At 54.1% G+C, this 24,969-nt stretch carries 27 protein-coding genes and 1 pseudogene; 18 read left to right on the top strand and 10 right to left on the bottom strand.

The annotated features are described in order from the left end of the window. Positions 1-168: 168 nt before the first annotated feature. Entirely contained in the window at positions 169-1,542 is a 1,374-nt protein-coding gene (locus tag V3C63_RS03255) for a sodium-dependent transporter (RefSeq protein ID WP_329886393.1), read from the bottom strand. 49 nt (positions 1,543-1,591) lie between these two features. Continuing rightward, positions 1,592-2,950, bottom strand: a complete 1,359-nt coding sequence (locus V3C63_RS03250) for a sodium-dependent transporter (RefSeq protein ID WP_329886392.1) — start codon at positions 2,948-2,950, stop codon at positions 1,592-1,594. An 87-nt stretch (positions 2,951-3,037) separates the two neighbouring features. Here V3C63_RS03250 and V3C63_RS03245 point away from each other — a divergent pair, with 87 nt between their 5' ends. Together V3C63_RS03245 and trxA are read left to right on the top strand one after the other, a co-directional pair. After that, complete coding sequence (locus V3C63_RS03245) at positions 3,038-3,892, top strand: DNA alkylation repair protein (RefSeq protein ID WP_329886391.1); 855 nt, start codon at positions 3,038-3,040, stop codon at positions 3,890-3,892. Positions 3,893-4,072: 180 nt separating this feature from the next. Then, positions 4,073-4,381, top strand: a complete 309-nt coding sequence (gene trxA / locus V3C63_RS03240; RefSeq protein ID WP_329886390.1) for a thioredoxin — start codon at positions 4,073-4,075, stop codon at positions 4,379-4,381. A gap of 36 nt (positions 4,382-4,417) precedes the next feature. On the opposite strand, the gene V3C63_RS03235 is transcribed toward trxA, so the two are convergent. Together V3C63_RS03235 and V3C63_RS03230 are read right to left on the bottom strand one after the other, a co-directional pair. Then, positions 4,418-5,200 carry an MBL fold metallo-hydrolase gene (locus V3C63_RS03235; protein WP_425355330.1) on the bottom strand — a complete coding sequence of 261 codons (783 nt, stop codon included), beginning with the start codon at positions 5,198-5,200 and terminating at the stop codon, positions 4,418-4,420. After that, positions 5,201-5,668 (bottom strand): annotated as a pseudogene (locus tag V3C63_RS03230) (N-acetyltransferase family protein); the annotation flags it as partial. 140 nt (positions 5,669-5,808) lie between these two features. Between V3C63_RS03230 and V3C63_RS03225 the strand changes: the two are divergent. The 4 genes from V3C63_RS03225 to V3C63_RS03210 all read left to right on the top strand — a co-directional run bounded on the left by V3C63_RS03225 (position 5,809) and on the right by V3C63_RS03210 (position 9,807). After that, entirely contained in the window at positions 5,809-6,666 is an 858-nt protein-coding gene (locus V3C63_RS03225; RefSeq protein WP_329886389.1) for a methylenetetrahydrofolate reductase, read from the top strand. Between the two features lie 162 nt (positions 6,667-6,828). Continuing rightward, entirely contained in the window at positions 6,829-8,211 is a 1,383-nt protein-coding gene (locus V3C63_RS03220) for a TrkH family potassium uptake protein (protein WP_425355326.1), read from the top strand. Between the two features lie 26 nt (positions 8,212-8,237). After that, complete coding sequence (locus V3C63_RS03215) at positions 8,238-8,885, top strand: potassium channel family protein (protein WP_329886388.1); 648 nt, start codon at positions 8,238-8,240, stop codon at positions 8,883-8,885. Positions 8,886-8,958: 73 nt separating this feature from the next. Then, positions 8,959-9,807, top strand: coding sequence for a patatin-like phospholipase family protein (locus tag V3C63_RS03210; protein WP_329886387.1), 849 nt, complete (start codon positions 8,959-8,961; stop codon positions 9,805-9,807). A 69-nt stretch (positions 9,808-9,876) separates the two neighbouring features. On the opposite strand, the gene V3C63_RS03205 is transcribed toward V3C63_RS03210, so the two are convergent. Continuing rightward, on the bottom strand, positions 9,877-10,614 hold the full coding sequence (locus V3C63_RS03205; RefSeq protein WP_329886386.1) for an AIR synthase related protein: 738 nt from the start codon (positions 10,612-10,614) through the stop codon (positions 9,877-9,879). Then, positions 10,611-11,138 carry an ECF transporter S component gene (locus tag V3C63_RS03200; protein WP_329886385.1) on the bottom strand — a complete coding sequence of 176 codons (528 nt, stop codon included), beginning with the start codon at positions 11,136-11,138 and terminating at the stop codon, positions 10,611-10,613. The genes V3C63_RS03205 and V3C63_RS03200 overlap by 4 nt, the downstream gene beginning before the upstream one ends. Positions 11,139-11,229: 91 nt before the next feature. On the opposite strand from V3C63_RS03200, the gene V3C63_RS03195 reads away from it, so the two are divergent. The 5 genes from V3C63_RS03195 (at position 11,230) to galU (ending at position 15,057) form a co-directional block, all read left to right on the top strand. After that, the gene (locus V3C63_RS03195) at positions 11,230-11,412 is read left to right on the top strand and encodes a hypothetical protein (RefSeq protein ID WP_329886384.1); all 183 of its coding nucleotides are present in this window, start codon (positions 11,230-11,232) and stop codon (positions 11,410-11,412) included. A 50-nt stretch (positions 11,413-11,462) separates the two neighbouring features. Continuing rightward, on the top strand, positions 11,463-12,005 hold the full coding sequence (locus tag V3C63_RS03190) for a DUF1836 domain-containing protein (protein WP_329886383.1): 543 nt from the start codon (positions 11,463-11,465) through the stop codon (positions 12,003-12,005). Between the two features lie 78 nt (positions 12,006-12,083). Then, positions 12,084-12,533: a ribose 5-phosphate isomerase B gene (gene rpiB, locus V3C63_RS03185; RefSeq protein ID WP_329886382.1), complete on the top strand. Its 450-nt coding sequence runs from the start codon at positions 12,084-12,086 to the stop codon at positions 12,531-12,533. Between the two features lie 147 nt (positions 12,534-12,680). Continuing rightward, positions 12,681-14,102 (top strand): UDP binding domain-containing protein, encoded by a 1,422-nt coding sequence (locus V3C63_RS03180; protein ID WP_329886381.1) that lies wholly within the window; start codon positions 12,681-12,683, stop codon positions 14,100-14,102. Between the two features lie 82 nt (positions 14,103-14,184). Then, positions 14,185-15,057: a UTP--glucose-1-phosphate uridylyltransferase GalU gene (galU, locus tag V3C63_RS03175; RefSeq protein WP_329886380.1), complete on the top strand. Its 873-nt coding sequence runs from the start codon at positions 14,185-14,187 to the stop codon at positions 15,055-15,057. 48 nt (positions 15,058-15,105) lie between these two features. Here the strand turns inward: galU and rpoN are convergent, their stop codons facing one another. Together rpoN and V3C63_RS03165 are read right to left on the bottom strand one after the other, a co-directional pair. Then, positions 15,106-16,470 carry an RNA polymerase factor sigma-54 gene (gene rpoN, locus V3C63_RS03170; RefSeq protein WP_329886379.1) on the bottom strand — a complete coding sequence of 455 codons (1,365 nt, stop codon included), beginning with the start codon at positions 16,468-16,470 and terminating at the stop codon, positions 15,106-15,108. Positions 16,471-16,572: 102 nt separating this feature from the next. Then, the gene (locus V3C63_RS03165) at positions 16,573-17,418 is read right to left on the bottom strand and encodes a MurR/RpiR family transcriptional regulator (RefSeq protein WP_329886378.1); all 846 of its coding nucleotides are present in this window, start codon (positions 17,416-17,418) and stop codon (positions 16,573-16,575) included. 183 nt (positions 17,419-17,601) lie between these two features. On the opposite strand from V3C63_RS03165, the gene V3C63_RS03160 reads away from it, so the two are divergent. The 3 genes from V3C63_RS03160 to deoC are packed head-to-tail and all read left to right on the top strand — an operon-like array spanning position 17,602 to position 20,878. Beyond that, on the top strand, positions 17,602-18,654 hold the full coding sequence (locus tag V3C63_RS03160; protein WP_329886377.1) for a galactitol-1-phosphate 5-dehydrogenase: 1,053 nt from the start codon (positions 17,602-17,604) through the stop codon (positions 18,652-18,654). Positions 18,655-18,672: 18 nt separating this feature from the next. Next, positions 18,673-20,190, top strand: a complete 1,518-nt coding sequence (locus V3C63_RS03155; RefSeq protein ID WP_329886376.1) for an FGGY-family carbohydrate kinase — start codon at positions 18,673-18,675, stop codon at positions 20,188-20,190. 40 nt (positions 20,191-20,230) lie between these two features. Further along, positions 20,231-20,878, top strand: coding sequence for a deoxyribose-phosphate aldolase (gene deoC, locus V3C63_RS03150; protein ID WP_329886375.1), 648 nt, complete (start codon positions 20,231-20,233; stop codon positions 20,876-20,878). A 420-nt stretch (positions 20,879-21,298) separates the two neighbouring features. Here the strand turns inward: deoC and V3C63_RS03145 are convergent, their stop codons facing one another. Continuing rightward, entirely contained in the window at positions 21,299-21,565 is a 267-nt protein-coding gene (locus tag V3C63_RS03145; RefSeq protein ID WP_329886374.1) for a helix-turn-helix domain-containing protein, read from the bottom strand. A 260-nt stretch (positions 21,566-21,825) separates the two neighbouring features. On the opposite strand from V3C63_RS03145, the gene V3C63_RS03140 reads away from it, so the two are divergent. The 4 genes from V3C63_RS03140 to V3C63_RS03125 all read left to right on the top strand — a co-directional run bounded on the left by V3C63_RS03140 (position 21,826) and on the right by V3C63_RS03125 (position 23,599). Then, positions 21,826-22,086, top strand: a complete 261-nt coding sequence (locus V3C63_RS03140; protein WP_329886373.1) for a hypothetical protein — start codon at positions 21,826-21,828, stop codon at positions 22,084-22,086. A gap of 165 nt (positions 22,087-22,251) precedes the next feature. Continuing rightward, positions 22,252-22,437: a hypothetical protein gene (locus V3C63_RS03135; RefSeq protein ID WP_329886464.1), complete on the top strand. Its 186-nt coding sequence runs from the start codon at positions 22,252-22,254 to the stop codon at positions 22,435-22,437. Further along, on the top strand, positions 22,376-22,864 hold the full coding sequence (locus V3C63_RS03130) for a Na+/H+ antiporter NhaC family protein (protein ID WP_329886372.1): 489 nt from the start codon (positions 22,376-22,378) through the stop codon (positions 22,862-22,864). The genes V3C63_RS03135 and V3C63_RS03130 overlap by 62 nt, the downstream gene beginning before the upstream one ends. 219 nt (positions 22,865-23,083) lie before the next feature. Then, on the top strand, positions 23,084-23,599 hold the full coding sequence (locus tag V3C63_RS03125; RefSeq protein WP_329886371.1) for a hypothetical protein: 516 nt from the start codon (positions 23,084-23,086) through the stop codon (positions 23,597-23,599). A 360-nt stretch (positions 23,600-23,959) separates the two neighbouring features. Here the strand turns inward: V3C63_RS03125 and V3C63_RS03120 are convergent, their stop codons facing one another. Further along, positions 23,960-24,904, bottom strand: coding sequence for a hypothetical protein (locus V3C63_RS03120; protein WP_329886370.1), 945 nt, complete (start codon positions 24,902-24,904; stop codon positions 23,960-23,962). Positions 24,905-24,969 lie beyond the last annotated feature (65 nt).

Here is a 24,969-nt window from a genome sequence, read left to right as displayed (position 1 = left end):
TCCCTGTCGTTGCCGTGGTAAAGGCGCGGACGGGGAAACCGCCCGCCGCTGGACGATAACCGATAAGGCTGCGCATTAAAAAACCAAGCCATTCGTTCAAGGACGAATGGCTTGGTTTTTTAATTGGCTGGCAACGCGCCGAACGACTTTTTATTATTTCTCTGGAATTTACAGCACATACCCGCCGATAAACACCGCGAGCACGATCAGCGGCAGGATATAAGTTAAATAAAAACGGACGGCTTTATACCGGGGCAACTTGAGGCCGATGCCCTCGTTGACCTCGCCGATAAAATGCTCGTAGCCCCAGCCGCAGCGGCTGACGCAGAAGAACAGATACACCAGCGAGCCCAGGGGCATCAGGTTATTGCTGAGGATGAAATCCTCGAGATCGAGAATCGTCGTGCCGATGCCCATCGGATGAATGCCCGAAAGAAGCGAGAAGCCCAGGGCGCAGGGCAGCGAGAGCAGAATCATCACCGCGGTGTTGATCACGCAGGCCTTCTTGACCGAGCAGCCGGTGAGATCGGTGGCGTAAGCGACGATGTTTTGCAGCACGGCGATCACCGTCGACATGGCCGCGAAGGACATGAAAAGGAAGAACAGCGCGCCCCAGAGCCGGCCGTTGGGCATGTGGTTAAACACGTTGGGCAGCGTGATGAAAATCAGCGACGGGCCGGCGGTGGGTTTCACGTTGTAGGAGAAGCAGGCCGGGAAGATGATGATCCCGGCAAGGATGGCCACCAGCGTGTCGAGCCCCGCGATGGTCACCGCTTCGCCGGGCAGGCGTTTGTCCTTGCCGATGTAGGAGCCGAAGATGGCCATCGAGCCGATGCCGATACTCAGCGTGAAAAAGGACTGCCCCATGGCGGCAAAAATGGTTTTGGCGATGCCGGCCCGGGCCATATGGGCGAAGTTGGGTTTGAGATAAAAGGCGAGTCCCTTACCGGCTCCGGGCAGGAAAAGCGAGTTGACGGCGAGGACCACCATCAAGAAAATCAGAGCGACCATCATCACCTTGACGATGCGTTCGACCCCGCCCTGGAGCCCGCCGCCGCAGATGGCAAAGCCGGCGGCGATGGTGAGGATCATGAAGGCCACACAGATCGCCGGGTTGCCGGTGGTGGCGGCGAAAACAGCTGCGACCCCTTTAGAGCCTAAACCTGCGAAATCGCCCTTGAGCATTTTGAAAAAGTAGAGAATCATCCAGCCGGAAATCGTGGTGTAATACATCATCAGCAAATAATTGCCGCCCATGGCCAGCCATTTATACCAATGCCACTTGGTGCCTTTGGGCTCCAGCGCGTCGAAGGACATGGCTGTGCTCTTCTGGCTGCCGCGCCCCACGGCAAATTCCACGATCATGATGGGCAGGCCCAGGATGATCAGAAAGAAAAGGTAAAGCAGCACGAAGGCGCCGCCCCCGTATTGCCCGGTGATGAAGGGAAAGCGCCACACGTTGCCGAGGCCGATGGCACAGCCGGCAGAAATCAAAATAAAGCCGAGGCGAGACGAAAATTTCTCGCGGTTGTTGTTGTTCATAAAAAATCCTTTCTTGGTATGCGCTGACGTTTTTAAAAGCGCTGGATGCTCAGCCGAGATAGCCCCAGAGAAAAATGCTGAAGATCAAAAGCGGCAGCACGATGGTCATGTAGATGCGGCCGGCTCTGGGGAAACGCAGGCCGATGCCGGTGTTCACCTCTTCGAGGAAGCCGTCGTAGCCCCAGCCGTAACGGGAGGTGACAAAGACGACGTAGACGATGCTGCCCAGGAAGACCACGTTGTTGCTCTGGATGAAATCCTCCAGGTCCAAAATCGTTGAGCCGGCGCCGAGGGGATGCACGAAGCTGAGCAGGTTAAAGCCCAGGGCGCAGGGCAGCGACAGCAGGATCAGCAGCGCCGCGTGCAGCGCACAGGTCTTTTTGAGCGGCCAGCCCGTCATATCCCGGAAATTGGCCACGATGTTTTGAAACACGGCGACGACGGTGGAGACGGCGGCGAAGGTCATAAACAAGAAGAACAGCGCGCCCCAAAGCCTCCTGTGGGGCATGTGGTTAAACACGTTAGGCAGGGTGATGAAGAGCAAAGGCGGCCCGGAGGTCGGCGCGATGCCGTAGGAAAAGCAGGCGGGGAAGATGATGATCCCGGCCAAAAGCGCCACAACGGTATCGAGCACCGCAATGTTCAGCGCCTCGCCGGCCAGCCGTTTTTGCTTGTCGATGTAGGAGCCGAAGATCGCCATGGAGCCGATGCCCACCCCCAGCGTGAACAGCGACTGCCCCATGGCGGCAAAGATCGCCTGAGACAGGCCGTGACGGGTGAGGTTGTTGAAGTTCGGCTTTAAATAAAAGCTCAGCCCTTCCTTTGTCCCGGGCAGCAGCAGCGAGTTGACGGCTAGCACCATCATCAGCGCGAGCAGGCAGATCATGATGACCTTCACGATGTTCTCGACGCCGTTTTGCAGGCCGCCGGCACAAATGCCGAAGCCCAGCACGATCATCAGAGCCATAAAGAGAACGGAGAGCAGCGGGCTTGCCGTGGCGGCGCCAAAAGCCGCCGCGACGCCCCGGCTCGAGAGCCCGGCAAAATCGCCCCGAGCCGTCTTGAAGAAGTAAAGCATCACCCAGCCGGAAATGGTGGTGTAATACATCATCAACAGGTAATTGCCGGCCATGGCAAACCATTTAAACAGATGCCAGCGGCTGCCTTCGGGCTCTAATACGTCAAAAGAGCGGGCCACGCTTTTCTGGCTGGCCCGGCCGACGGCAAACTCGGCGATAACCACCGGCATCCCGAGGAAAAACAAAAAGAAAAGATAAATCAGCACGAAAGCACCGCCGCCGTAGCGCCCGGTGATGTAGGGAAAGCGCCACACATTGCCGAGGCCGATGGCGCAGCCGGCGGAAATCAAAATAAATCCCAGACGGGTTGAGAATTTTTCGCGTTCCATTAATTTTAACGCCTTCTAATCAGAATGTTCTCATTTTAGCATAAGTTTAAGCTGGCGTCATCAAGATTTCACGCGAAGGGCGATAAAATGACGGTCGGCGCGGCGCATGCATTCAAGGCGGACTTAAAGATCGGCACTTATGATAAGCTCATGAACTTAAACCGAGAAACGATCTATGAACAATTAACCGATATGGCCGAGCCCGCCTATCGCGACTTTAGCCGAAAACTCTTGCCGCGTTGTCCGGACGATGCCGTCGCTTTTCCCGAGGGGCGACCTTTCTCCCAGGATCGGCTGCTGGGCGTGCGCATTCCGAAGCTGCGCCGCATGGCGAAGCAGATGGTGAGGGCCGACGCCGGCCCGGCTTATCTCGACGCGGTGCTGGCGGACGCGGGCGCGCCGATTTTCGAGGAACAGATGCTCTGCGCGATGCTCATCGGCCAGACACCCTGGCCTGAAGCGGTATTGCTGCCCCGGGTGGCTGCTTTCGTTCCCCACATCGACAACTGGTCGCTTTGCGACGGTTTTGCCGGGGAGCTCAAGGCCGTGGGGGAGAACCGCGCGCGGTTTGATGCGCCCCTCGCCGCCTGGCTGGCATCGGCCAATCCCTGGACAAGGCGTTTCGGCATTGGGCTGCTCATGCGTTATTATTGCACCGAGTCAGATCTGCCCCGGTGGTTTGCGGCTTTCGATGCGATGCCCCAGGAGCATTATTATGTGCGCATGGGCATCGCCTGGGCACTGGCCACGGCCTATGCGGCCTTTCCAAAGCGGATTGATCATTATTTGACGGATAACCGGCTCGCGGCGGACACGCGGCTTTTGACCTATCAAAAACTTGTCGAATCCCGCAAGGTCAGCGCGGAAGATAAGGCGCGGTTTCGCGCGCTAAAGAAGGCAGAGCGGTTCGCGTTAAAAGAGCGACAGCTTAAGAATGGATAAGAGAGCGACCAAAAAATAAAAAAAGAGTAGACAAATATAAAAAACGTGCTATAATTAATTGTATCAAATAGAAAATGATTAACAGAGAAGAGCATCAGTTTTTTTTCAGAAAAAGATGATAAGATCATTAGCGTGAAATCGTCGTTCAATACGAAATGGCATTAAAAAGGAGAAACAAAAATGAGTGTCGTAACATTGACAAAAGATAATTTTGAAAGCGAAGTACTGCAGTCCGATAAGCCGGTACTGGTTGATTTTTGGGCCAGTTGGTGCGGTCCGTGCAAAATGGTGTCCCCATTGGTGGACGAAATCGCCGAAGAACATGACGAAGTGAAGGTTGGGAAGATCAATGTTGACGAAGAATCGGAACTCGCCCAGCAGTTTCAGATTATGAGCATCCCGACGCTGCTTGTCTTTAAAGACGGCGAAATCGCACAGCGCCAGGTGGGTGCGGTGCCGAAGGAAAAGATCGTCGAATTATTTGCATAAACGGTAATAAGTGATAAAAGAACTGGAGCGACTGCTTCAGTTCTTTTTTTTGTGCACACGGGGCATGGGCAGCAGGACAAGATCTTTGAGAGAGGCCAGCTGTGGCGGCAAAAGCGTCGGCGCGAAAGGTTCGCCGTGGCCGGGATAAATTTGTTCGGGCGTCAAATCGATGATCCGCTGCCAGCTTTTTCGGTAAGCCGGCAGATCGCCGATCCAGATGGTGGTTTTCATCGGGGTATCGGGGCGGTCCTGGGCCGCGTCGCCGCAAAAGAGAGCACCCGCCGGTGTGAGCAGGCCGATACTGTCGTCGGTGTGGCCGGGAAGAAAGACGATTTTTCCGCCGAGCAGGTTTTCGGCCTCAGCTGCTTGACCGGGGGCAACCCAAAGAAAATGCGCCTCGGCTTCGGGAGTGAGCGCGGGGAAACGATGAGCGCCATGCCCTTCGCGGACCATCTGCACGCAGGCGGCAACGGCGGCTGCGTCCGGCGCGCCGCCGCCGGGGCCGTTTTGTCCGCGCCGCAGTCCGGGAAGGGCCTTTTGGGCAGCGACGGCCCGGATCGCGCGCCCTTCCAGTAAGCGGTTCACAAAGCCGGCGTGATCGTCGTGGGCGTGGGTCAGAAACAGAAAATCGATGTCGTCAGGCGTTAGGTTATGCGCCGTGAGTCCGTCGCAAAAGCCGTCCCAGTCCTCAGGATAACCCGTGTCGATTAAGATGTGTTTGCCCCGGCGGGTCAGCAGCCAGAGGTTTCGCGCCGGGGTTCCCAGGCGGCGGATCTTATCGGTGTCCGTGCAGGATGCCTTCCCGGCGGTCACGTCGATCCAATGAGGGATGATGTCTGCGTAGGACCCGTCATTCAGGCGGAAGCCGCCGGGGATGGTGCCCAACGGGGTGAAGCCGATTTTTCGGTAGAGGGCGAGCGCCGGGGCATTGCTAGCGACGACGGCGTTGAATTGCAGAATGTGAAAACCGAGGGCCCGGGCTCGGGCAATGCTGTGCCGCACGAGGGCCTCGCCGATGTGCGCGCCGCGGCGGTGTTTTGCGACGGCGTAGCTCGCGTTGGCGATGTGGCTGCAGCGGCCGACGTTGTTGGGATGGAGGATGTAAAGGCCGGCCACGGCATCGCCGTCGAGAGCTACACCGGTGAAGGACTGCTCGGCGAAGAATGTGCGGGCGGTGTCTGCGTTGAGGATATCGGTCTGGGGAAAAGCCATGCCTTCTTCGACAACGCTGTTCCAGACGGCAGCGGCGGCCGCGAGGGTGACTTCAGAAAGCGTTTGAATCTGCATAAGGGTCTCCTTTGAGGTGGTATTGCCGTTAGCGTATCATAAACGGCGCGAAGAATCAAAAGCGCCGGCCTTTACGCGCGAAAGTTCGATGTGTTATAATTCACCCATCATTTTAATATGTGAAGAACGTGAGGGTCAAAATGAAATTAAAGGATCAATTGCGAACGGATCGGCCGATGCTCTCTTTCGAGGTGTTCCCGCCAAAGACGGACGCCCGGCTGGAATCGGTGGGACAGGCGGTGCGGGAAATTGCGGCGCTGTCGCCGGCCTATATGAGCGTGACCTACGGCGCCGGCGGCGGCACGAGCCAATACACGACGACCATTGCGAAAAAAATCGCGGGCCTAGGTGTGACATCCCTGGCCCATCTGACCTGTGTTTCCAGCGATCGGCGGATGGTGCAGGCGCGCCTGGCGGAGCTTAAAGCGGCGGGCATCGAGAATATCCTTGCCCTGCGGGGGGATCTGCCGGCGGATTATGTGCCCGGGGAGTACCGCTACGCCACCCAGCTGATCGCGGACATTCGCGCGGCTGGGGATTTTTGCATCGGCGCGGCCTGCTATCCCGAAGGCCATCCGGAGAATGCCCGTCAGAAGGACGATATCCGTCATTTGAAAGAAAAGGTCGATGCGGGCTGCGATTTTCTGACGACGCAGATGTTCTTTGACAACGCGCTGTTTTATAATTTTATGTATAAGATCCGGGAAGCGGGGATTCACGTGCCGGTGGCGGCTGGGATTATGCCGGTGACCAACGCCGCCCAGATCGCCCGGATGGTGGATCTTTCCGGCGCGTTTATGCCCCAGCCGTTCTTGGCGATGGTCGATCACTTCCGGGACGATCCGGCGTCGATTTACGAAGCGGGCATCGCCTACGCGACCCAGCAGATCGTCGATCTTTTTGCCAACGGCATCAACCATGTTCACGTGTACTCGATGAATAAGCCCGATGTCGCCCGGGATATTCAGAATAATTTAAAGGCGATTTTAGGCAAATAACAGACGGCGTCCCAAAGGTCCGGCTTTCAGAGCGGCCTTTTTCGTGTGTCCGGAAGCGGGGTGCCGGGTTGGTTAAAAGCGCGTTGAAAATCGGCAGCCGCGCTTGACCTCTTGGCACAGCGTGATATAATGGCTCTATTATTGGACCGAAGGTCCGAAAAAATGAAGAAATCAGGCGTGGGGATGCAATTTAGAAAAGAAGAACTGACGAGAAGGCAACAACTTCGGCGGCACATCACGTCGTCACAGATTATCGTGCTTGGATTTGCGGCGGTGATTTTAATCGGCGCGCTGCTCTTGATGCTGCCCATCGCAAGCCGGAAACCGGGCGGGGCGACCTTTGCCGACAGTCTTTTCACCTCGACCTCCGCCGTGTGTGTGACGGGGCTGGTGGTGCAGGACACGGGCACCTATTGGACAGCCTTTGGGCAGGCTGTGATCATCGCGTTGATCCAGATCGGCGGGCTGGGCATTGTGACCATGGCGGTGACAGTGGTGCGGCTTTCCGGCCGGCGGATTGGGCTGATGCAGCGTTCCTTTATGCAAGATTCCATCTCGGCACCGCAGGTGGGTGGTATTGTCCGGCTGACGAATTTCATCATCAGAACGACGATTTTGATCGAACTTTTGGGTGCGGCGATCATGATGCCCACCTTTATTCACGACTTTGGGATTGGCAAGGGCATTTGGTATGCGGTGTTCCATTCGATTTCGGCTTTTTGCAACGCGGGATTCGATTTGATGGGGGTCAACGGCAAGTTTTCCTCCATTGTGCAATACGTGAACAATCCGGCGATCAGCCTCACCATCGCGGGGCTCATCATCGTGGGCGGGATTGGGTTTCTCGCCTGGGATGACGTGGCCAGACATCGGCTGCATTTCAAGGCCTATCGTCTGCAGAGTAAGGTGGCGATCACCGTGACGGTGGTGCTGCTCGTGCTGCCGACCCTTTATTTTTATTCCGGGGAAGCCCAGGCGCTGCCGTCTGCGGCCGGCGGCCATTTTTTGGCGGCGTTTTTTCAGGCGGTAACGCCGAGAACGGCCGGATTTAACACCGTGAATCTGCTGGCCTTCAGCGACGTGGGCGTTGGCCTGTTGATCGTGCTGATGCTCATCGGCGGGTCCCCCGGATCCACGGCCGGCGGCATGAAAACCACAACCATCGCCGTGCTCGCGGCGGAATCGCTGGCGGTGTTTCGCCAGTCGGGCAGCATTCACTTTTTTGATCGGCGGGTGGCCGAGGATGTCGTCCGAACCGCGGCTGCGATCTTTTTGATGTACGTAATGCTCTGCGTCGGCGGGGGCATGATCATTAGCCGAATCGAGGGCATTTCACTCCTGACCTGCCTGTTCGAGACCGCTTCGGCCATCGGCACCGTCGGCCTGACCTTGGGTATCACGCCCCAGCTCGGGCTGGCGTCCCATTTCATTTTGGTGCTGCTGATGTATTTCGGCCGCGTCGGCGGGCTCACGGTGATCTTTGCCGTGTCAAGAGGCAATCATTGCCATTCGCAGTGGCCCCAGGAACCCATTACGGTCGGTTAATCCATTCGAAATAAAAGGAGTCGCAAATGAAATCTATTTTGTTGATTGGCCTGGGCCGCTTCGGCCGGCATGTGGCGGCAAAGCTGAACGAGCTCAATCAGGAAGTGCTGGCGGTGGATCAGGATGAAAATCGAGTCGAGAAAGTGCTGCCCTACGTCACCAGTGCGCTGATCGGCGACAGCACGGATAACGAATTTTTAAAATCGCTGGGCATCCGCAATTTTGATGTGTGTATTGTCGCCATCGGGGACGATTTTCAGGGATCGCTGGAAACCACGTCGCTGCTCAAGGAGTCGGGGGCAAAATATGTGATTGCCCGGGCGGCGAGAGATGTGCAGGCGAAATTTTTGCTGCGCAACGGCGCGGATCAGATCGTTTATCCGGAGCGGCAGCTGGCCGACTGGATCGCCATCCGCTGCTCGTCGGATCATATTTTCGACTATTTTGAACTCGACCACGAGCACGCCATCTTTGAACTGGCGGTGCCGGAAAGCTGGAAAAATCAGACAGTTGACGAGCTGGACGTGCGCCGGCGCTACGGCATCAACATCATGGCCATCAAGTGCGACCACAAGATGGATGTGAACATTTCGCCGGATCTGGTGCTGACGGGTGACGAAACCATTCTGGTGCTGGGAGAGATTCAGAATATTCAAAAATTGCTCAAACTTTGAGTGCAGGCCCCGGACCGGGGCTCTTTTTGATGCGCGGATCGGGATGACCAAGAGAAAGACGATAAGGTGAAGGATGAAGACAGGATTGATTTTGGAAGGCGGCGCGATGCGCGGCCTGTTCACGGCGGGGATCATCGACGTGATGATGGAACGCGGCATCGACTTTGACGGGGTAATCGGCGTTTCGGCGGGGGCGGCCTTCGGCTGCAACTTTAAATCCCGGCAGCCCGGGCGGGTGATCCGCTACAACAAGCGCTTCTGCAGGGATCCGCGGTATTGCGGCTGGCGCTCGCTGATGAAAACGGGAGATCTTTTCGGCGGGGAATTTTGCTATCATGAGCTGCCGGATCGGCTGGATTTGTTTGACCGGGCGGCCTATAATGCCAACCCGCTGCCCTTTTATGCGGTGTGCACCGATGTGGCGACGGGCGAGCCGGTGGTGCATCGCTGCGATGACGCGGAAGAAAGCTTGGAATGGCTGCGGGCGTCGGCGTCGATACCGCTGGTGTCCCGCATCGTGACCATTGACGGGCGGGGCTATCTGGACGGCGGCATCAGCGACTCGGTGCCGTTGCGCACCTTCGAAACGATGGGCTACGAGAAAAACGTGGTGGTGCTGACCCAGCCTGCCGATTATGTCAAAAAGCCCAACCGGATGATGCCCTTGCTCCGGTGGCGGCTCAAAGCTTGTCCCCAGGTGGCGGCGGCACTGGCCGAGCGGCATCGGGCTTATAATCAAATCCTGGCCTATGTGCGCCGCCGGGAGGCGGCGGGGGCGGCCTTTGTGATCCGCCCGAAAGCGGCGCTGCCCATCGGGCATGTGTGCCACGATGCCGAAAAAATGGAGGCGGTTTATCAAATCGGCCGTGAAACAGCAGAGGCCTGCTTGCCGGCGCTGAAAAGCTTTATGGCCGGGCGGTGAGCCGATGCACTTAAAAAATAAACCATCAAAAAGCCACCCGGTTATGCGGGCGGCTTTTTGGTGAACGGATTATTTTTGTGTGAGCACGCCCAGCCGCGTGAGCGGGAAGATGCGGCGATAAGTTTCAAAGGCGTCGTCGGTTAAAATCACGACGACGCAGGAGGCCGGACCGCCGGACTGCGTCAAGTTCATCGGGATATCCGCATCCCATTGCAGGGTCAGCTGGTGGAGGGCGGCCGCGTTCTCGGCTTCATAGGCGATGCCCTTCGAGCCGACGGGAACGAGTTCCCGCACGGCGGCATCGGCGCTCAGCGTACGCAGATGTTCATAGGTGGCGATATCACTGTCCTGGGCGGTCAGAAAAGCCGCACCGACGATGGGCGTGCCGAGACAGGCAACCACGTCACCAGCATGACAGACCGGCGGGGTAAACGCGCCCGAGCAATAGCCGATGCCTGCCGTGCCGACGCCGGTCATCACCGTGGGGAAATTTTCTTCGGTGGAACCGGTGAGGATATCGGCGGGGAGATCCGCGCGCTTAAGTTCGTCGGTAAAGCCGCGAATGATTTCGAGACCGGTGGGGTTCATCTCGGCACAGATGCCGTCGGCGATGACCAAGACCTGGGCGCCGATGCACAGGAGCTCGAAGAGCACGACCCGAGCGGAAACCCGCCCGCAGTGATAGGGCGGGCACGGCAGCGCGTCCCCGCTCTTTTCGCCGGTGCTGGCGCAACTGTCTGCCGCGACCACAATGGTGCCCCCCGGCACGGCCGCCAAGGCGAGATCGCGATAACGCTTCAGGCTCATGTTTCGTGTCCGAAGGAGCTTAGGCTTTGGTATTTCTTCGGGAAGAAGCTGTAAACGACGGTGGCGATGGCCACGTTGAGAATGGCCGCCGGAATCAGCGCGGGCACATAGGCCATGGCCACGGCAAAGGATAGAATCGGCGAGGCGGCCAGCAGGGCGATGGGCACGTTAAAGATCACGGCCACAATGCAGCCGAGCCCATAGGCAAGCACGGGATTCATGCGGCGTTTCAGACAGAAGCTGATGGTGAAGTGGAAGGCGATCATCGTGACGGCCATCATCACGCCGTTGATCAGATGCACCGGCAGCGTCAGCGGAAAGCCCGAAGTCGCCGCGGTAAGGATATGGGCGATGAAGCCGATGACGGCGCCCCAACCCCAGCCCAAAACGAGGGTGGCGATGAAAGCCGGCAAGGAGTCAAAAGCGACAGAGCCCATGATTTTAATGTTGGCCCCGACGAATGAGAGCGCGATAAATAACGCGGCGAAAACGATTTGCTGCGTACGGTCGAGTTGTTTATTCATAAAAATCTCCTTTTTTATGAGTATTCTAACATGAAAAAATGAAAAAACAACGCACGATTTTGTTATAATAAAAAACAAAATAGTTTTAAAAGTGCCATCGGTCGCGATCCGGCGCGCCGATTTATCCCACGGTGATCCCGACGACATTTGGGCGCTGCTGCTCGGAGAAAGTCGGCCGGCCTTCGGCTGGATGCGTCTCGCTGCGCTGGCATTGGTGTCGGCGGGTATTTGGGCGGTGAACCGGCGGCGGGGCATCGGCAGCACCCGTGATTGACTTTCAGCCCGATCATTTTTATAATGGCGGTAGAATTAAGGAGGATAACGATGCATTGGGATAAAAATCGCCCGACTATTCGGGAAATAAAGACTTTTGAATTGCCAGCCTATGAAGAAATTCCGGACGTCGGGCTTTATTTGAAACAGGTGGCCCGCTACATCAGCGGCCATTTGGCGCCCCTCGGGCAGGGGGAAGTGACGGGCTCGATGATCAGCAACTACGTGAAAAAAGGCCTGGTGGAAAAGCCCGTTAAAAAACAATATTATCGGAATCAGATTGCCCATTTGATTTTCATCGCGGTGGCGAAAACCATTCTATCCATTGAGAACATCAGCCGCTTGATCGATATTCAGCAGGAAACCTACGACACGAAAACCGCCTATCTTTTTCTGTGCCGCTCCCTGAAAAATCAACTGGATGCAGTTTTCGACATTGAAGCGCCGCCGGGTGCTGCGCCGTCGCCGCGGGGGGCGGAGGAAGCGCCGGAAAAAATTCTGCTGCGCAATATTGTCGTGGCCATCGCCCACAAGATTTATGTGGAAAAATCGCTGCAGGCGCTGAATGACGACGCGCCGGGACAGAAATCATGACAAAGAAGAGTCGAAAGCCAACTGGGCATCGGGGAATTTGATATAATGAGGGCACTGAAACAGAAAGGAGATGATAAAATGAAACTAGCAATTGGTTCTGATCACGGCGGCTTTCGCCTGAAAGCGGCGGTCACCGCTCATTTGAAAGCCAGGGGCCACGAGGTGATCGACATGGGATGTGCGGATGAACAATCGGTGGACTATCCGGATTACGGCCTTGCGGTGGCGGAAGCGGTGGCCGCCGGAGAGGCAGAACGGGGCATTGCCATCTGCGGCAGCGGTCTGGGTATTTGCATCTCGGTGAACAAGGTGCCGGGGATCCGGGGCACGCTGTGCACCGACAGCACCATGGCCCGGCTGTCCAGACAGCACAACAACTCCAATATGCTGGTGCTGGGCGGGCGCATTGTCGGCGAGACACTGGCGCTGGATATCGTGGATACCTGGCTGACCACGGCCTTTGAGGGCGGGCGCCATCAGAAGCGGCTCGATAAAATCACGGCAATTGAAGAAAAATATACCTGTTAGCAGTTTTTGACCATCAGGTTCCCCCTCTGCGGCGGCAGGGGGATTTTTTTGTGCGCCCACGGCGGAGCAGCCAGGCAATTATTTGCCGACATCCCACGGTCCTGTGCTATAATCAGAGCATGATGATATAAAGAATGGGGAGAAACCATGAACTGGAAACGAAAAGAAGCGCCGGCGCCAGAAGTGGGCGTGATCGGCCTGACAGTGACCGGCCTGGCCTGGGCTGCCGTGCTGGCTGAAGCCGGCCTGAACGTGCTCGCGACGGATGTGGACGAAGAAGTGGCCGCCGGGATTTTGGAAGAAATGCACCTGCCCGGCGCGGAGCCGGAACTGGCCGCACTGGTGCAGGCGATGACTGAAGCCGGCCGGCTGCGCTTTTGCGAGCAGCCCCGGCAGGTGATCCGCGAATGCCCGGTGATCGGGATTAGCTGCATGACACCGGCGGAGGAAGACGGATTACCCTCCCCGCGGTTTGTGATCTCGGTCGTGCGCCAGGTGGCCGGCCAGGCAACGGGGGATCGGGTGCTGGCGATCAAATCGGCGCTGCCTCCGGGAATGGCCGAAAAGCTGCAGCAGGCTGCCGATACGGCACTGGCCGAACGGGATGACGCCATGCCGAGTGTGAGCGTCGTCGCGATGCCGGAGCTTTTTAATGACGGGCAGATGGTGGCAGCCATGCGCCGGCAGGATCCGCTGGTGGTGGGACGGGCCGATGCCGCGGCCGAACTTCCGGCCAGCCTGATCAAGGTGCTGGATGCGCTGGATCCCACTGGCAAGCGGCGACAGTTTTGCAGCTGGGCGACGGCGGAACTCGCGGCCTTTGCCGACAGTGGCCTGGTGGCTCTGCGCCAGGCCTATGGGCAGGCGATGAGTGCTCTGGCAGAGACGATGCAGGCGGACAGCCGTGCATTGACGGCTATTTTGGAAGTGGCGGAGCCCCGGCGGCGCGGCCGCATTGCGGCGCGCCGCGGCGGCATCGGCGTCGGCGGAAAACGCCTGCCCGCGGAGACGGCAGCGTTAACTGCATTGTTCAAGCAGAATGGCCTGACGCCGACATTAACGGCGGCGGTCACCGCCGGCAGCGCAGCTCACACCAAGCGCTGCACGCAGTGGCTTAAGGAGCAGCTGGCGCATCTGCCGGAAGACGCCGTGGTGGCGGTGCTGGGCTTGGCCCCTTCGCCGGGGACGGATGACCTGCGGGAAACTCCGGGGATCGAAGTGTTGAAGGCGCTTGCGGCCGATTTTGAAGACCATCCGCCGGCGGCGGGCCGCCCGAAACCCTTTCGGCTTTATCTGCCCTGGGGAGCGGATCAGGCCAAGTGGCGGCTGCACCGGGTGCGGGATGCCTTCGCATTTTGCACATCGGCGGCTCAGGCCACCCGCGGCGCCGATGTGCTTATCACCCTGGGACGTTGGCCGGGCATGAGCCGGGGGCTCGGTCCGGCGCTTAAAACTCGAATGCGCGGCGCCCTGATCCTCGACGGGGCTTCAGCCTTCGATCGGGAAAAGGCGGAGCGCCTTGGCTTTAGCTACCGCGCGCTGCTCGAGACGGCGCCGGCCAAGGCTTAAGCAAAGTTTGAAACCGGCGTGATACAATCAAAAATCATAACGGAAAAAGATCCAATGCGGATCGACGACAAAGGAGCAAGCGATGACAAAAAGAGTCAGAAAAGCGGTTATTCCGGCGGCGGGCCTCGGCACGCGGTTTTTGCCGGTGACCAAATCGGTTCCCAAGGAAATTCTGCCCATTGTGGACAAACCGACGATTCAATACATCGTCGAGGAAATTGTGGCCTCAGGCATCACCGATATCCTCATCATCACCGGGCGCAACAAGGACATCATCATCAATCACTTCGACCATGTGCCGGAACTGGAATTTAACCTGCGGATGAAGGGCAAGAACGCCGAGCTCAAGATGGTGGAGAACATCACCGAGATGGCCAATATCTACACCATTCGCCAGGGCGAGGCCAAGGGGCTGGGCCACGCGGTGCTCTGCGCTCGGGAATTTGTCGGCGACGAGCCCTTTGCCGTGGTACTGGGCGACGACATTGTGTACAACGACGAGAAGCCGGCCCTCAAGCAGATGGTCGACGTTTACGACAAATATCAGGCCTCGGTGATCGGCGTGCAGACGGTGCCGGACGATCAAGTGGACAAATATGGGATTGTCTCCGGCGAGGCCATCACCGACTATGTGTATCAGGTCAAGGACCTGGTGGAAAAGCCGGCCATTGACGAAGCGCCGAGCAATCTTGCGATTCTCGGGCGCTACATCATTACGCCGGAGATTTTTGAAATTCTCGAGCACACCGGCCGGGGCGCCGGCGGCGAGATCCAGTTGACCGACGGTCTGAAAAAGCTGGCCCGCCGCCAGGATATGGTGGCCTATGATTTTGCCGGCCGCCGCTATGACGTCGGCGACAAGCTGGGCTTTCTTGAAGCGACGGTGGAATACGGCCTGCGGACGCCCGGGGTCGGCGAACGCTTCATGGCCTATCTGAAAAATTTGGATCTATAAAGGCAGCAGCCATCAAAAAGAGCAATGACGACGATCATTGCTCTTTTTTTAATGCTTGAGCGGCTGTTTGCGTCCGGCGGCGCCCGGCAAGCCCAGCGATTCGCGGTATTTGGCGACGGTGCGCCGGGCAATGGCACAGCCGTGCTCGTTGAGGCGGTCAGTCAGGGCCTGATCGCTCAGCGGATGGGCGGGATCCTCGCTCCGGATCCAGGCCGACAGCTGGGCCTTGACCCCGTCGACGGAAAGTTCGCCGAGATCGCTTTCGTAACCGCGCTTAAAGAAGGATTTGAGGCTTGCGGTGCCGCGGGGTGTGCGCACGTATTTGCCGCGGATGGCCCGGCTGACCGTGGACGCGTGCACGCCGGCCATCTCGGCGATCTGGCTTTGGGTCATGGGTTTGAGGCAGCGGCAGCGGCTGAAGAAATAATCGATCTGATAGGTGGCGATGCCGGTGAGAATTTTGCGGATGGTCTCCCGGCGCATGTCGATGCATTGGATAATCAAACGGGCCTTGTTCAGACAATCTTCCAAATAGGCTTTGGTCTCTGGGGAATCGGGGTGATCCAGCATGCGGCGATAGAAACGGCTTAAAGTCAGACGCGGGGAACTGATCTCGTTGATGTGGATCAAAAGTTCCCCGTCGACCCATTGGATGCTGCCGTCGGGGATGATGTAATCCACCGGTTCTTCGGGATCAAAGGCGGCGCCGGGCCGGGGATTGAGCTCGGTCAGCAGCATTTTGAACCGGGTGATTTTGTCGGCAGGAATGCCGGTGGCGGCGGCCACTTTTTTAAATTGATTGTTGGCCACATCCAAAAGGTGTTCGTCTAGGAGCATCTGGCCCTCCGGCGTCCACAGCTCCAGCTGCTTGAGCTGGATGGAAAGACACTCGCCGATATTACGAGCGCCGACGCCGGCGGGGTCGAAGGTTTGAATCGCGGCGAGGGCGTCGTCGACGGCTGCCGGGGAGACGTTAAGCTTTCGGGCGGCGGCGTCTGAATCCATTGAAAGATAACCGTCGGCGTCGATGCAGCCGATGATGTATTCGCCGATGGCCGTGTCAATATCGCCTTTGGTATGGAGCTGCAGCAGCAGATGTTCTGCCAGCGTGGCGACCGGTTTGCGCGAGGCTTCGGGGCGGTAAGGCTCCTCGGGCGGGCAGGCTTCCTCCCGGGCCGTCGGCGCGGCATCCATCTGGGCAAAATAATCCTGCCAGTCGATGTTGTCGTTCGTTTCGGCGGGATCGGTCTCATCCCCGAAGGCGAGCATGGGATTTTCGAGCATGGCTTGGGACAGGTAGTCTTTGATCTCCAGGCTGTTCATCTGAAGCAGTTGGATGGCTGTCTGCATTTGCGGCGTCATGGCAAGCTGCTGGCTCGCCTTGAGGGTCAGGTCTAAGTGCATGGGGTTCATGGGGTTTCCTCACTTCTTTTTAGTGCGGTTTCAGTATAACGCATGGCCTTAAAATGGGCATGAAAATTTAAAATGCCAAGACAAAAAAGCGCGCGGCGCAGCTCAGGTTTTATTGTGGGAGACGGCGATGCGCGACGCGTTCAGTGCTTGATAATAATGTTCTGGATCCTGCATGAAGGTGGCGGTATAGAGAATATCGACAATCGTGAGCTGGACGATGCGGGAGGCCATGGCCTCGGAGTGATATTTCTTGTCGTTGGTGGAGCTGAGCAGGTAGAGGTCGGAAAGCTTGGCCAGGGTGGAATTGGCAAAGCTGGTGAGGCCGATGACGGTGGTGCCGCGCTCTCCCGCGATGCGCACCGCATGGAGCACTTCGTTGCTTTCGCCGGTGTGGGAAATGGCCAGCATTAAATCGTCCGGCGCGGCGTGGGAACAGGTGATGTTCATCAGATGGGGATCCGGATAGGTGCGCACGTCCAGGCCGATGCCGCCGAATTTATGGTAGGCATCCAAAGCGATGGCGCCGGACGCGCCGACGCCGTAAATGAGCAGCCGGCCGGCAGAGCGGATGGCATCGATTGCCTGAGTCAGGATTTTTTCCGGCAGCAACACATCGATGTCGTGAATGGCAGTTAAGGTGTGACTGATGATTTTGTGCTTGATGGTTTCGAGATTGTCGTGGCGGCTGAGCTCGTCGTTGATGGATGTGCTGGGATCGTCTGTGGTCTCCTGGGCGATATTCACCCTAAAGACCTGATAGGAATTGTAGTCCAGTTTTTTGAGAAAGCGCATGACCGTGGTTTCGCTGGTATTGCAGGCCCGGGCCACCTCGGTAATGGACAGCAGCGGGATGCGCGATGCGTTTTGCAGAATAAAATCGGCGATCACCTTCTGCGTTTTGGACAGGGTGTTGTATTTGGTTCGGATGGTTGTCAGAATGGTGTTCATTTGAAAAATACCTCCAAATTGAGTATAGCATAAAATTGCAAAGCTTAGGAAAATATTTACGAACGTAAAAAATTAACGGTAAAACAATTGACAAAGTAAGCAGGAGCTTCTATAATGAAAATAAGTTACGGAACGGTTTATATGATCGTAAATGATTAACGCATGGATGCAAGGAGGACCAAAATGAAAGCAGTGCGGATGTACGAGCCGAAGGATTTGCGGGTGGAAGAGGTGCCGAAGCCGGAGATGCGGCCGGATGAGGCCATGGTGAAGGTGATGGCCTGCGGGGTGTGCGGCTCGGATATTCCCCGGATTTTAACCTATGGCGCCCATGTATCCCCGATTATCTGCGGGCATGAATTTGCCGGCGAAATCGAAGCGGTCGGCGAAGACGTTAAAGGCTTTGCAGCCGGCGATCGCGTGGTGGTGCCGCCGCTGATTCCCTGCGGGCATTGCGAATGGTGCCAGAAAGGGATTTATTCTTTGTGTGAAGACTACGATTATTACGGCTCGCGGCGGGACGGTGCCTATGCGCAATACGTCAGCGTCAAGCAGACGAACCTGCTCAAGGTGCCGGACGGCGTTTCCTACGAAGATGCGGCGACCCTTGACCCTTGCGCTAACGCCTGGCACGGGCTGATCAACCGCGGCCATTTCAGAGCGGGAGACACGGTGGCCGTGGTGGGTGCCGGGCCCATCGGCCTGTTTGCCGTGCAGATCGCGCATATGCAGGGCGCGAAAAAAATCATCGCCGTCGACGTGTGGGACAAAAAGCTCGAGATTGCCAAGAAGGTCGGTGCCGATGTGGCGGTTAATTCGTTGAACGCCGACCCGGTAGCGGCCGTCAAAGTGGCCACCGACGGCGAAGGTGCCAATGTGGTGGTGGACTTTTCCGGGGCGCCGGCGGCCCAGAAGCAGGCCGTTATGATGGCGAGCAAGATGAGCCGGGTGGTGTTCCTCGGGATTTCCCACAAGGGTCTCGATCTTTCGGAACAGGAAGTGGACACGCTGATGCGCGGGCAGATCGAGCTGGCCGGGTCCTGGAATTCCTTCACCGATCCCTATCCGGGCGAAGACTGGACCGAGTCGCTCAAGATGTACACCCGGGGGATGACGGCGAAGGATATCATCAGCCATCGGTTGACATTAGAAGAAGTGCCGGAGATCTTTGAAAAGATCGACGCGGGGCATTATTTCTTTAATAAGATTATGATTTATCCCTGGGGACAGGTGTAAATAAGAAGGGGGGATATTATGTACGAAGCAAAATATTTTATGGGTGTGGATACGGGAACACAGAGTGTTCGCGTTGTGGTGACCGATATCAGCGGGAATGTGGTAGCTGCGAACGAACAGGCGTATCAGACCGTTTATCCAAAACCGGGCAGAGCCGAACAAAAGCCGCAGGACTGGTGGTCATGTTTTAATGAAGCGGTTAAACAGGTGGCGGATCATCTTTCGATGGGGGTGCGCTATAGCATTGTTGGGATCTCGGTCTGTTCCACTTCGTCGACGGTCATTCCTGTCGACGCAAACGGCGAGCCGCTCCAGAATGCAATTATGTGGATGGATACCCGTGCGGTGGAAGAAATGGAGATCTGCAATGCGACGCATCATCCCTGCTTGAAATACTGTGGCGGTGAAGAATCCGTCGAATGGATGATTCCAAAAGTTCTTTGGATTAAACGACATCAACCGGAAGTCTATGCGAAAGCTTATAAGATTATTGAACAGCTGGATTGGATGAATTATAAGCTGACAGGCGGAAAATGGGCCACATCCATTTGTCAGGCGGCTTGTAAGTGGAACTACGTTGATGGGCACGGCGGCTGGCAAAAGGATTTCTTCGAACAAATTGGTCTGGAAGATTATGAAGAGATTCTAGTGACCGATGTTAAAAATGTGGGCGAGCCCATCGGTAAAATCGACCGTGATTTTGCGGAAAAGTATGACTTGAATCCGGAAATGCTGGTGGTGGAAGGCGGCATTGATGCCCATATCGGCATGCTCGGCATGGGGGTTTCGAGACCGGGACGCTTGGCTATGATCATGGGGACAAGCTTTGTGCAGCTTTGCTTTTCGAAAGAGCAAAAAGAACTTTCCGGCATTTGGGGACCGTATATTAATCCAATCGTTCCGGGGCTCGCCATTCTGGAAGGCGGGCAGATTTCGGCCGGCTCCATCGTGAAATGGTATTTAAAAGAATGGGGCTTTGACAAACTGGACAATCCATATGTAGCGGTTAACGAAATGATCAAGGATATTCCGCCGGGATCCGATGGGCTGGTGGCGCTTGATTTCTTTCAGGGGAATCGGACACCCTATAAAGATCCAAACGCAAAGGGTGTGATCTATGGGTTAACGCTCAGTCATACCAAAGCACATATTTATCGTGCCTTGATTGAATCGGTTGCTCTTGGGACGAAAAACATCATTGACAATTTTGACAAGCAAGGCGAAAAAATCGATATGATTGTCGGATGCGGAGGCGTGACGAAAGACGCCACCTGGATGCAGATCATCGCGGATGCCACCGGCAAACCGATTATTGTGACTGTGGATCCCAGCGCGGGCGGTCTCGGCTGTTGTATTGTGGCCGCTGTCGGAACCGGGATTTATCAAAGCTTTGATGAAGCGACAGACGGCATGGTGCAAATGGCCTATACGGTCGAACCGGATATGGATGTCCACGCACAATATGAAAAAGTATTTAAAAAGTATCAGGAACTGTATGCCAATTTAAAGAGCATGATGCATGAAATGGCTGAATAAAGGACCGGATCAATAAAAATGAAATAGAACCGAGGAAAACATGGATAAACAAGCAATTCTCAGCAGATGTGACCACACTCTGCTCAAACCGTTTTCGACCTGGGAAGACATGATTCCCATTTGCGAGGACGCGCTCAAATATCACACGGCGTCGGTGTGTATTCCGCCGTCCTTTGTGAAGAAAGCGCACGAAACCTATCCGGATCTCAATATCTGCACGGTGATCGGTTTTCCCAATGGCTACAACACGACGGCAGTGAAGGTTTTTGAAGCCAAAGAGGCGATTCGCGAAGGCGCGTCAGAAATTGACATGGTGATCAATATCGGGGCAATGAAAGCCGGGGATTATGATTTTGTCGAACAGGAAATTGCCGCACTGCGGAAAGCAACCCAGGGGAAGATTCTCAAGGTGATCGTGGAAACCTGTTATCTGACAGAGGATGAAAAAATCAAGGTTTGCGAATTGGTGACGAACGCCGGGGCGGACTTTATTAAAACGTCCACGGGATTCGGTCCGGCCGGCGCGACGATTGAAGACATTCGTCTCTTTAAAAAGCACATCGGGCCAAAGGTGAAAATGAAGGCGGCCGGCGGGATCAGCACGGTTGAGGATCTGGGAGCCTTTGTAGATGCCGGATGCGAACGCATCGGGACGAGCCGGGCCATCGGGCTGCTGAAGGATCAATAATAGAATACAGATAAATAGTTTTAAATGCCATTACCGAATCGTTGGGTTTTGAGTCTAGCGATTTGGTGGTGGTATTTTTTGGTTGACTGTCATTTGAGATTTTCGACGAAATGCGACTAGGTACGCAGATGATATTATTAAATTTGTAACCGTAAGTTGTTGATTTATTAACCACTTATCAAGTAAAAATATGTTCTAACTTTTAACATGGCGTGAAATATTAAAAAGAAAAATAAATAATCTCTCTCTTTCTTTCCGAAGTTGCTTTTGACTTTTATTGAATAGCTTTTGATTTATACGATCTTGTGCGTTTTATACTGTATTTTATTTTTAAAGTTTGGTAGAGCTTATATATTATGAAAAATTTAGGCATTAACATTTTAGCAACGCTAATTCTACTAAAGAAATTACGTGAGATAATCAGCTCGTTTCTTTTGCAATATTTCTTAAACGGAAATAGACGGTATTAATAGAGATATTCAATGCATTTGCCATTTGCTCAACGGATTTTTTGATGGAAAAAACATTTTTGGAATACAGGATACGAATGATCTCTTTTTTCCTTTGAGAAGCAGTGATAGAATTGCTTTTTCGTATCTGTTCGTGGGCATTTTTCAGCTCAATTTCAACGAAGTCGGGATCTGTTATAAAGTGTTCATCTGTGAATGGCAGCACTTGTTCAGGCATCATGTCTGAAATTAAATTGATGAGAGGTGTTCCAAGATAAAAATTTATATAAAAGCACCAATACTTTTTTTGTTTGTGCCTCGAATGATGATTGTTGTGGAACGTAAGGGTTCACCCAATTTGTTTTTTGATGAGAATCAAATGGTAAATATGGCTCAGATCCCAGGTATGTGGGAAAGGACCGTAACGGTTTGTTCAGTATCAAAAGGTGTGGGATTAAATGGTTTCGAGTTGGTTAGACATATACAAACGATGTCATTATGGATAAAATGTATGGTTCAGCCGTCAGCGTTCAAGGTGCAGCAAGCACAATAGCGCAGAAGGCTGTCATTCCAGCATTTGAAGATGATAGTTTTATTCAAAGCTATCTTCAAAAATATGATAGGCGGCGTCGATATGAATACAAGTTGTTTAACCAAATTTCAGGGACTTCAGTTCGGATGCCAGAAGCGGGATTTTATTTCTGGATTAATGCAAAGAGGCTTGAAGAATCGTCTGAGATTGTAAATTATCTGGTATAAAGGAGCGTTTGTAAATTGTAATGATGGGAGATTTTATGGAGATCAGGGAAATGGATATTTGAGGGTTATTTTTGCTGTGTTTTCAAGAGATAAAGACTGCTATGCGGCATTTGAGCACATGTCAGATACATTTCGGAAGTTAGCCAGAAAGAAAGGAGTGCGGTCATGAACAAAACGGATGAATATCAAGTTCGGTTTAGAGGAACTGCCTTCTTTGCCTTCGTTCCGATGATTATCTTTTTGATCCTTTGCGTAACGTATTTTGTGATTTTTAAAGTTTTTGATATGAATGTTCTTGCTGTTGGGGGATCACAGGTCTTCTTTTTGGAGCGCTTTTTCAAAGATTTATGAAGAATATTGGAACGCGGTTATTGCTGGAATTGGCAGTCCAACATCTATTAGTATTGTGGTCATTCTTTTAGTTATCGGGATGTTCACGAAATTGATGGCCGTTAGTGGTGTGTCAAACGGGTTTGTATGGCTTGCGTATCATATTGGCATAACAGGTGGCGTTTTTACTGGTTTTACATTTCTTGCGTCGTGTTTGATTACATCGGCAGCAGGATTTTCTATTGGAACGCTTTCAACGGTATTTCCCATCTTGTTTCCAGCGGGTGTTTTAATGGGTGGAAATCCCGGGGTATTAGCAGGAGCCATTCTTTCCGAAGCTATTTTTGGTGATAATTTAGCACCTATTTCTGATGTGACGATTGCTTTAACAACAAATCAAAGGTTTCGATATAAAAAAAAGAAAATACGGACATTGGAGGAACTGTAGAATATCGGCTTAAATATGCGATTATTGCAGGTGTTATCGCTCTAGTTCTTTTTGTAATATTTGGTGGTGGTGGCGGAACAACGCAATTGATGGGAGCCGATAAAATACTTCGGAGTAATATGGATCCTAAAGGTCTTATTATGTTGATACCGGTTGTTTGTTTACTGTTTGTATCTATCTAAAACTCAAAGCATTTTTAAAGCCGTGACAACTGGGCTAATGACAGGTATTGTTATTGGCCTTGTATCGCATACATCCGGATTGTTTGCTATTCTCGGATTTGATGGCGGAAAAGCAACAGGGTTCTTTTATGATGGTTTTATCGGCATGATAAGGACGTGTTTGTTTTGCATTGCTCTCTTCGGAGCAATGGGAGTGTTGGATGGCAGCGGTGTTTTGGATCGGACGATTCAAAATATTTGCAGCAGTTCTTTTGCCAGAACTGAAAAAGGTGCAGAATTGCTTATTGCTTTTGACTCATTTATTGCAACAATACTTCTTGGAGGAGTGACAAGTGCATCAGTTCTTACTTTTGGGCCAATTGCTGATGAACTGGGAGCTAAGCATAATATTCACCCCTATCGTCGTGCGAATATACTTTCTGGTTTTGCAAATACATTTCCTGCGATTCTTTCGTTTATTAGTGCCTTTATTTTTATTTCGACATCGGTCCTTCAACCGCTGATTAAAGAAAATAGTTATCTCCCTAACGTAACATCCATATCAGATATTTAGTGGAGCATTTTATCCGATGATTTTGTTTTGTGTTCTTCTGTTTTCCGTTTTAAGTGGATGGGATAGAGTTTATGAAGGTTGTGATGGCAAGATATCGAGAGAAAAATGTGTATAATAATCACAGTCAGTTTTCATATCGCCAGTTGTTATGGTATTAACCTGCGACGTTCTAATACTCTGAAGGTTATAGCCAGATAATGGTTCTTTGGTGGGAACTTAATTTTGCTGATAGCAATAGACAGGGTCTATTTTTATAAATTATGATATGCAAAGGTAAATTTTAAAAATTATTTCTGCTACAGAAATAGTAAAAAGTGCGGCGGAATTTTCCGTTGCACTTTTTACATAATAAAAGGTTTTTTATTTTTCCCGATCCACATGGCGGTAGACTCGTTCTTTGGAGCGGATGAACAAGCCGGCATTGTCGGCAATCTCCGAGGAATTGGCAGCAGAGCGTTTGCCGGCCGCCGGTTTTTTAGAAAAGGTGCGGGTAGCTTTAGCCGGTTTGGTCGATGTGTGGGGCCTGACCTTTGAGGAGCGCGCCCGGCGCGGCGGTGCCATCGGCCTGGACGATTTGGAGGCGGCTGTCTTTCGAGCGGTTGGATTGGCGGACAGATTTGGTAGGACGCGGGTAGCATCGGCAGCCTCGGTCGGCTGTCTGACCACCTGGATCTCTGGTTGGGGCCGGGCCGACTCGGCTTTGGGAGCTACTGGGGTCGGCGGCTGCTGGCCAGTGCGATTTTGTGCGTAATAGGCTTTGCGCGCGGCGCGACGATGCTTGATATCGCTCGGGGGATAAACGCGGGGAGACGGAGCGGCTGTTTTGGGGGTGGCTGCGGTTTCGGCGGTTTTCGACCGACCGCCGGTTAAGAACTGCATAATCGGGCGGTACCAGATGAGATCGATGTGAAAGGCCAGATTCAAGATGAGAAAGCAGCCGAACCCGATCATAAAGAAGAGCTGCACCACGGTGTTCGGCGATCGGGTGAGCATCGTGGAGCCCGTGGCTGCAGCGCCAAACCACACGCCCTCTACGGCGAGGATGACGGATTCGCCCAGGCAGCCGCGCATTACGTCGTATTCGGAGACGGCGAAGATGGCGATGCAGGCCACGATCAGGGCCAATGCCATCAGCACGAGCCACATATGAGGCAGCAGGTTTTTAAACACAACGGGCAGTCTGCGGTAATAGAAGCAGGAAAATCCCAAAACGATATAAAGCAGGTCGAGAATGAGAAAAGCGAGGCTCATGCGTTTGCGCGCCGGTGAGAAGGAAGCTTTGCGCATGGCTTTGGTTACGTTCATGAAAGGCTCCGTTTCGTGTTTTTGCAATCATCAATATAAAAACATATGGTATGGTATCAAAAGCG

The organism is Pseudoramibacter faecis (assembly GCF_036289405.1).
GTDB lineage: Bacteria > Bacillota > Clostridia > Eubacteriales > Eubacteriaceae > Pseudoramibacter > Pseudoramibacter faecis.
This window is presented reverse-complemented; position numbering and strand designations above follow the sequence as displayed.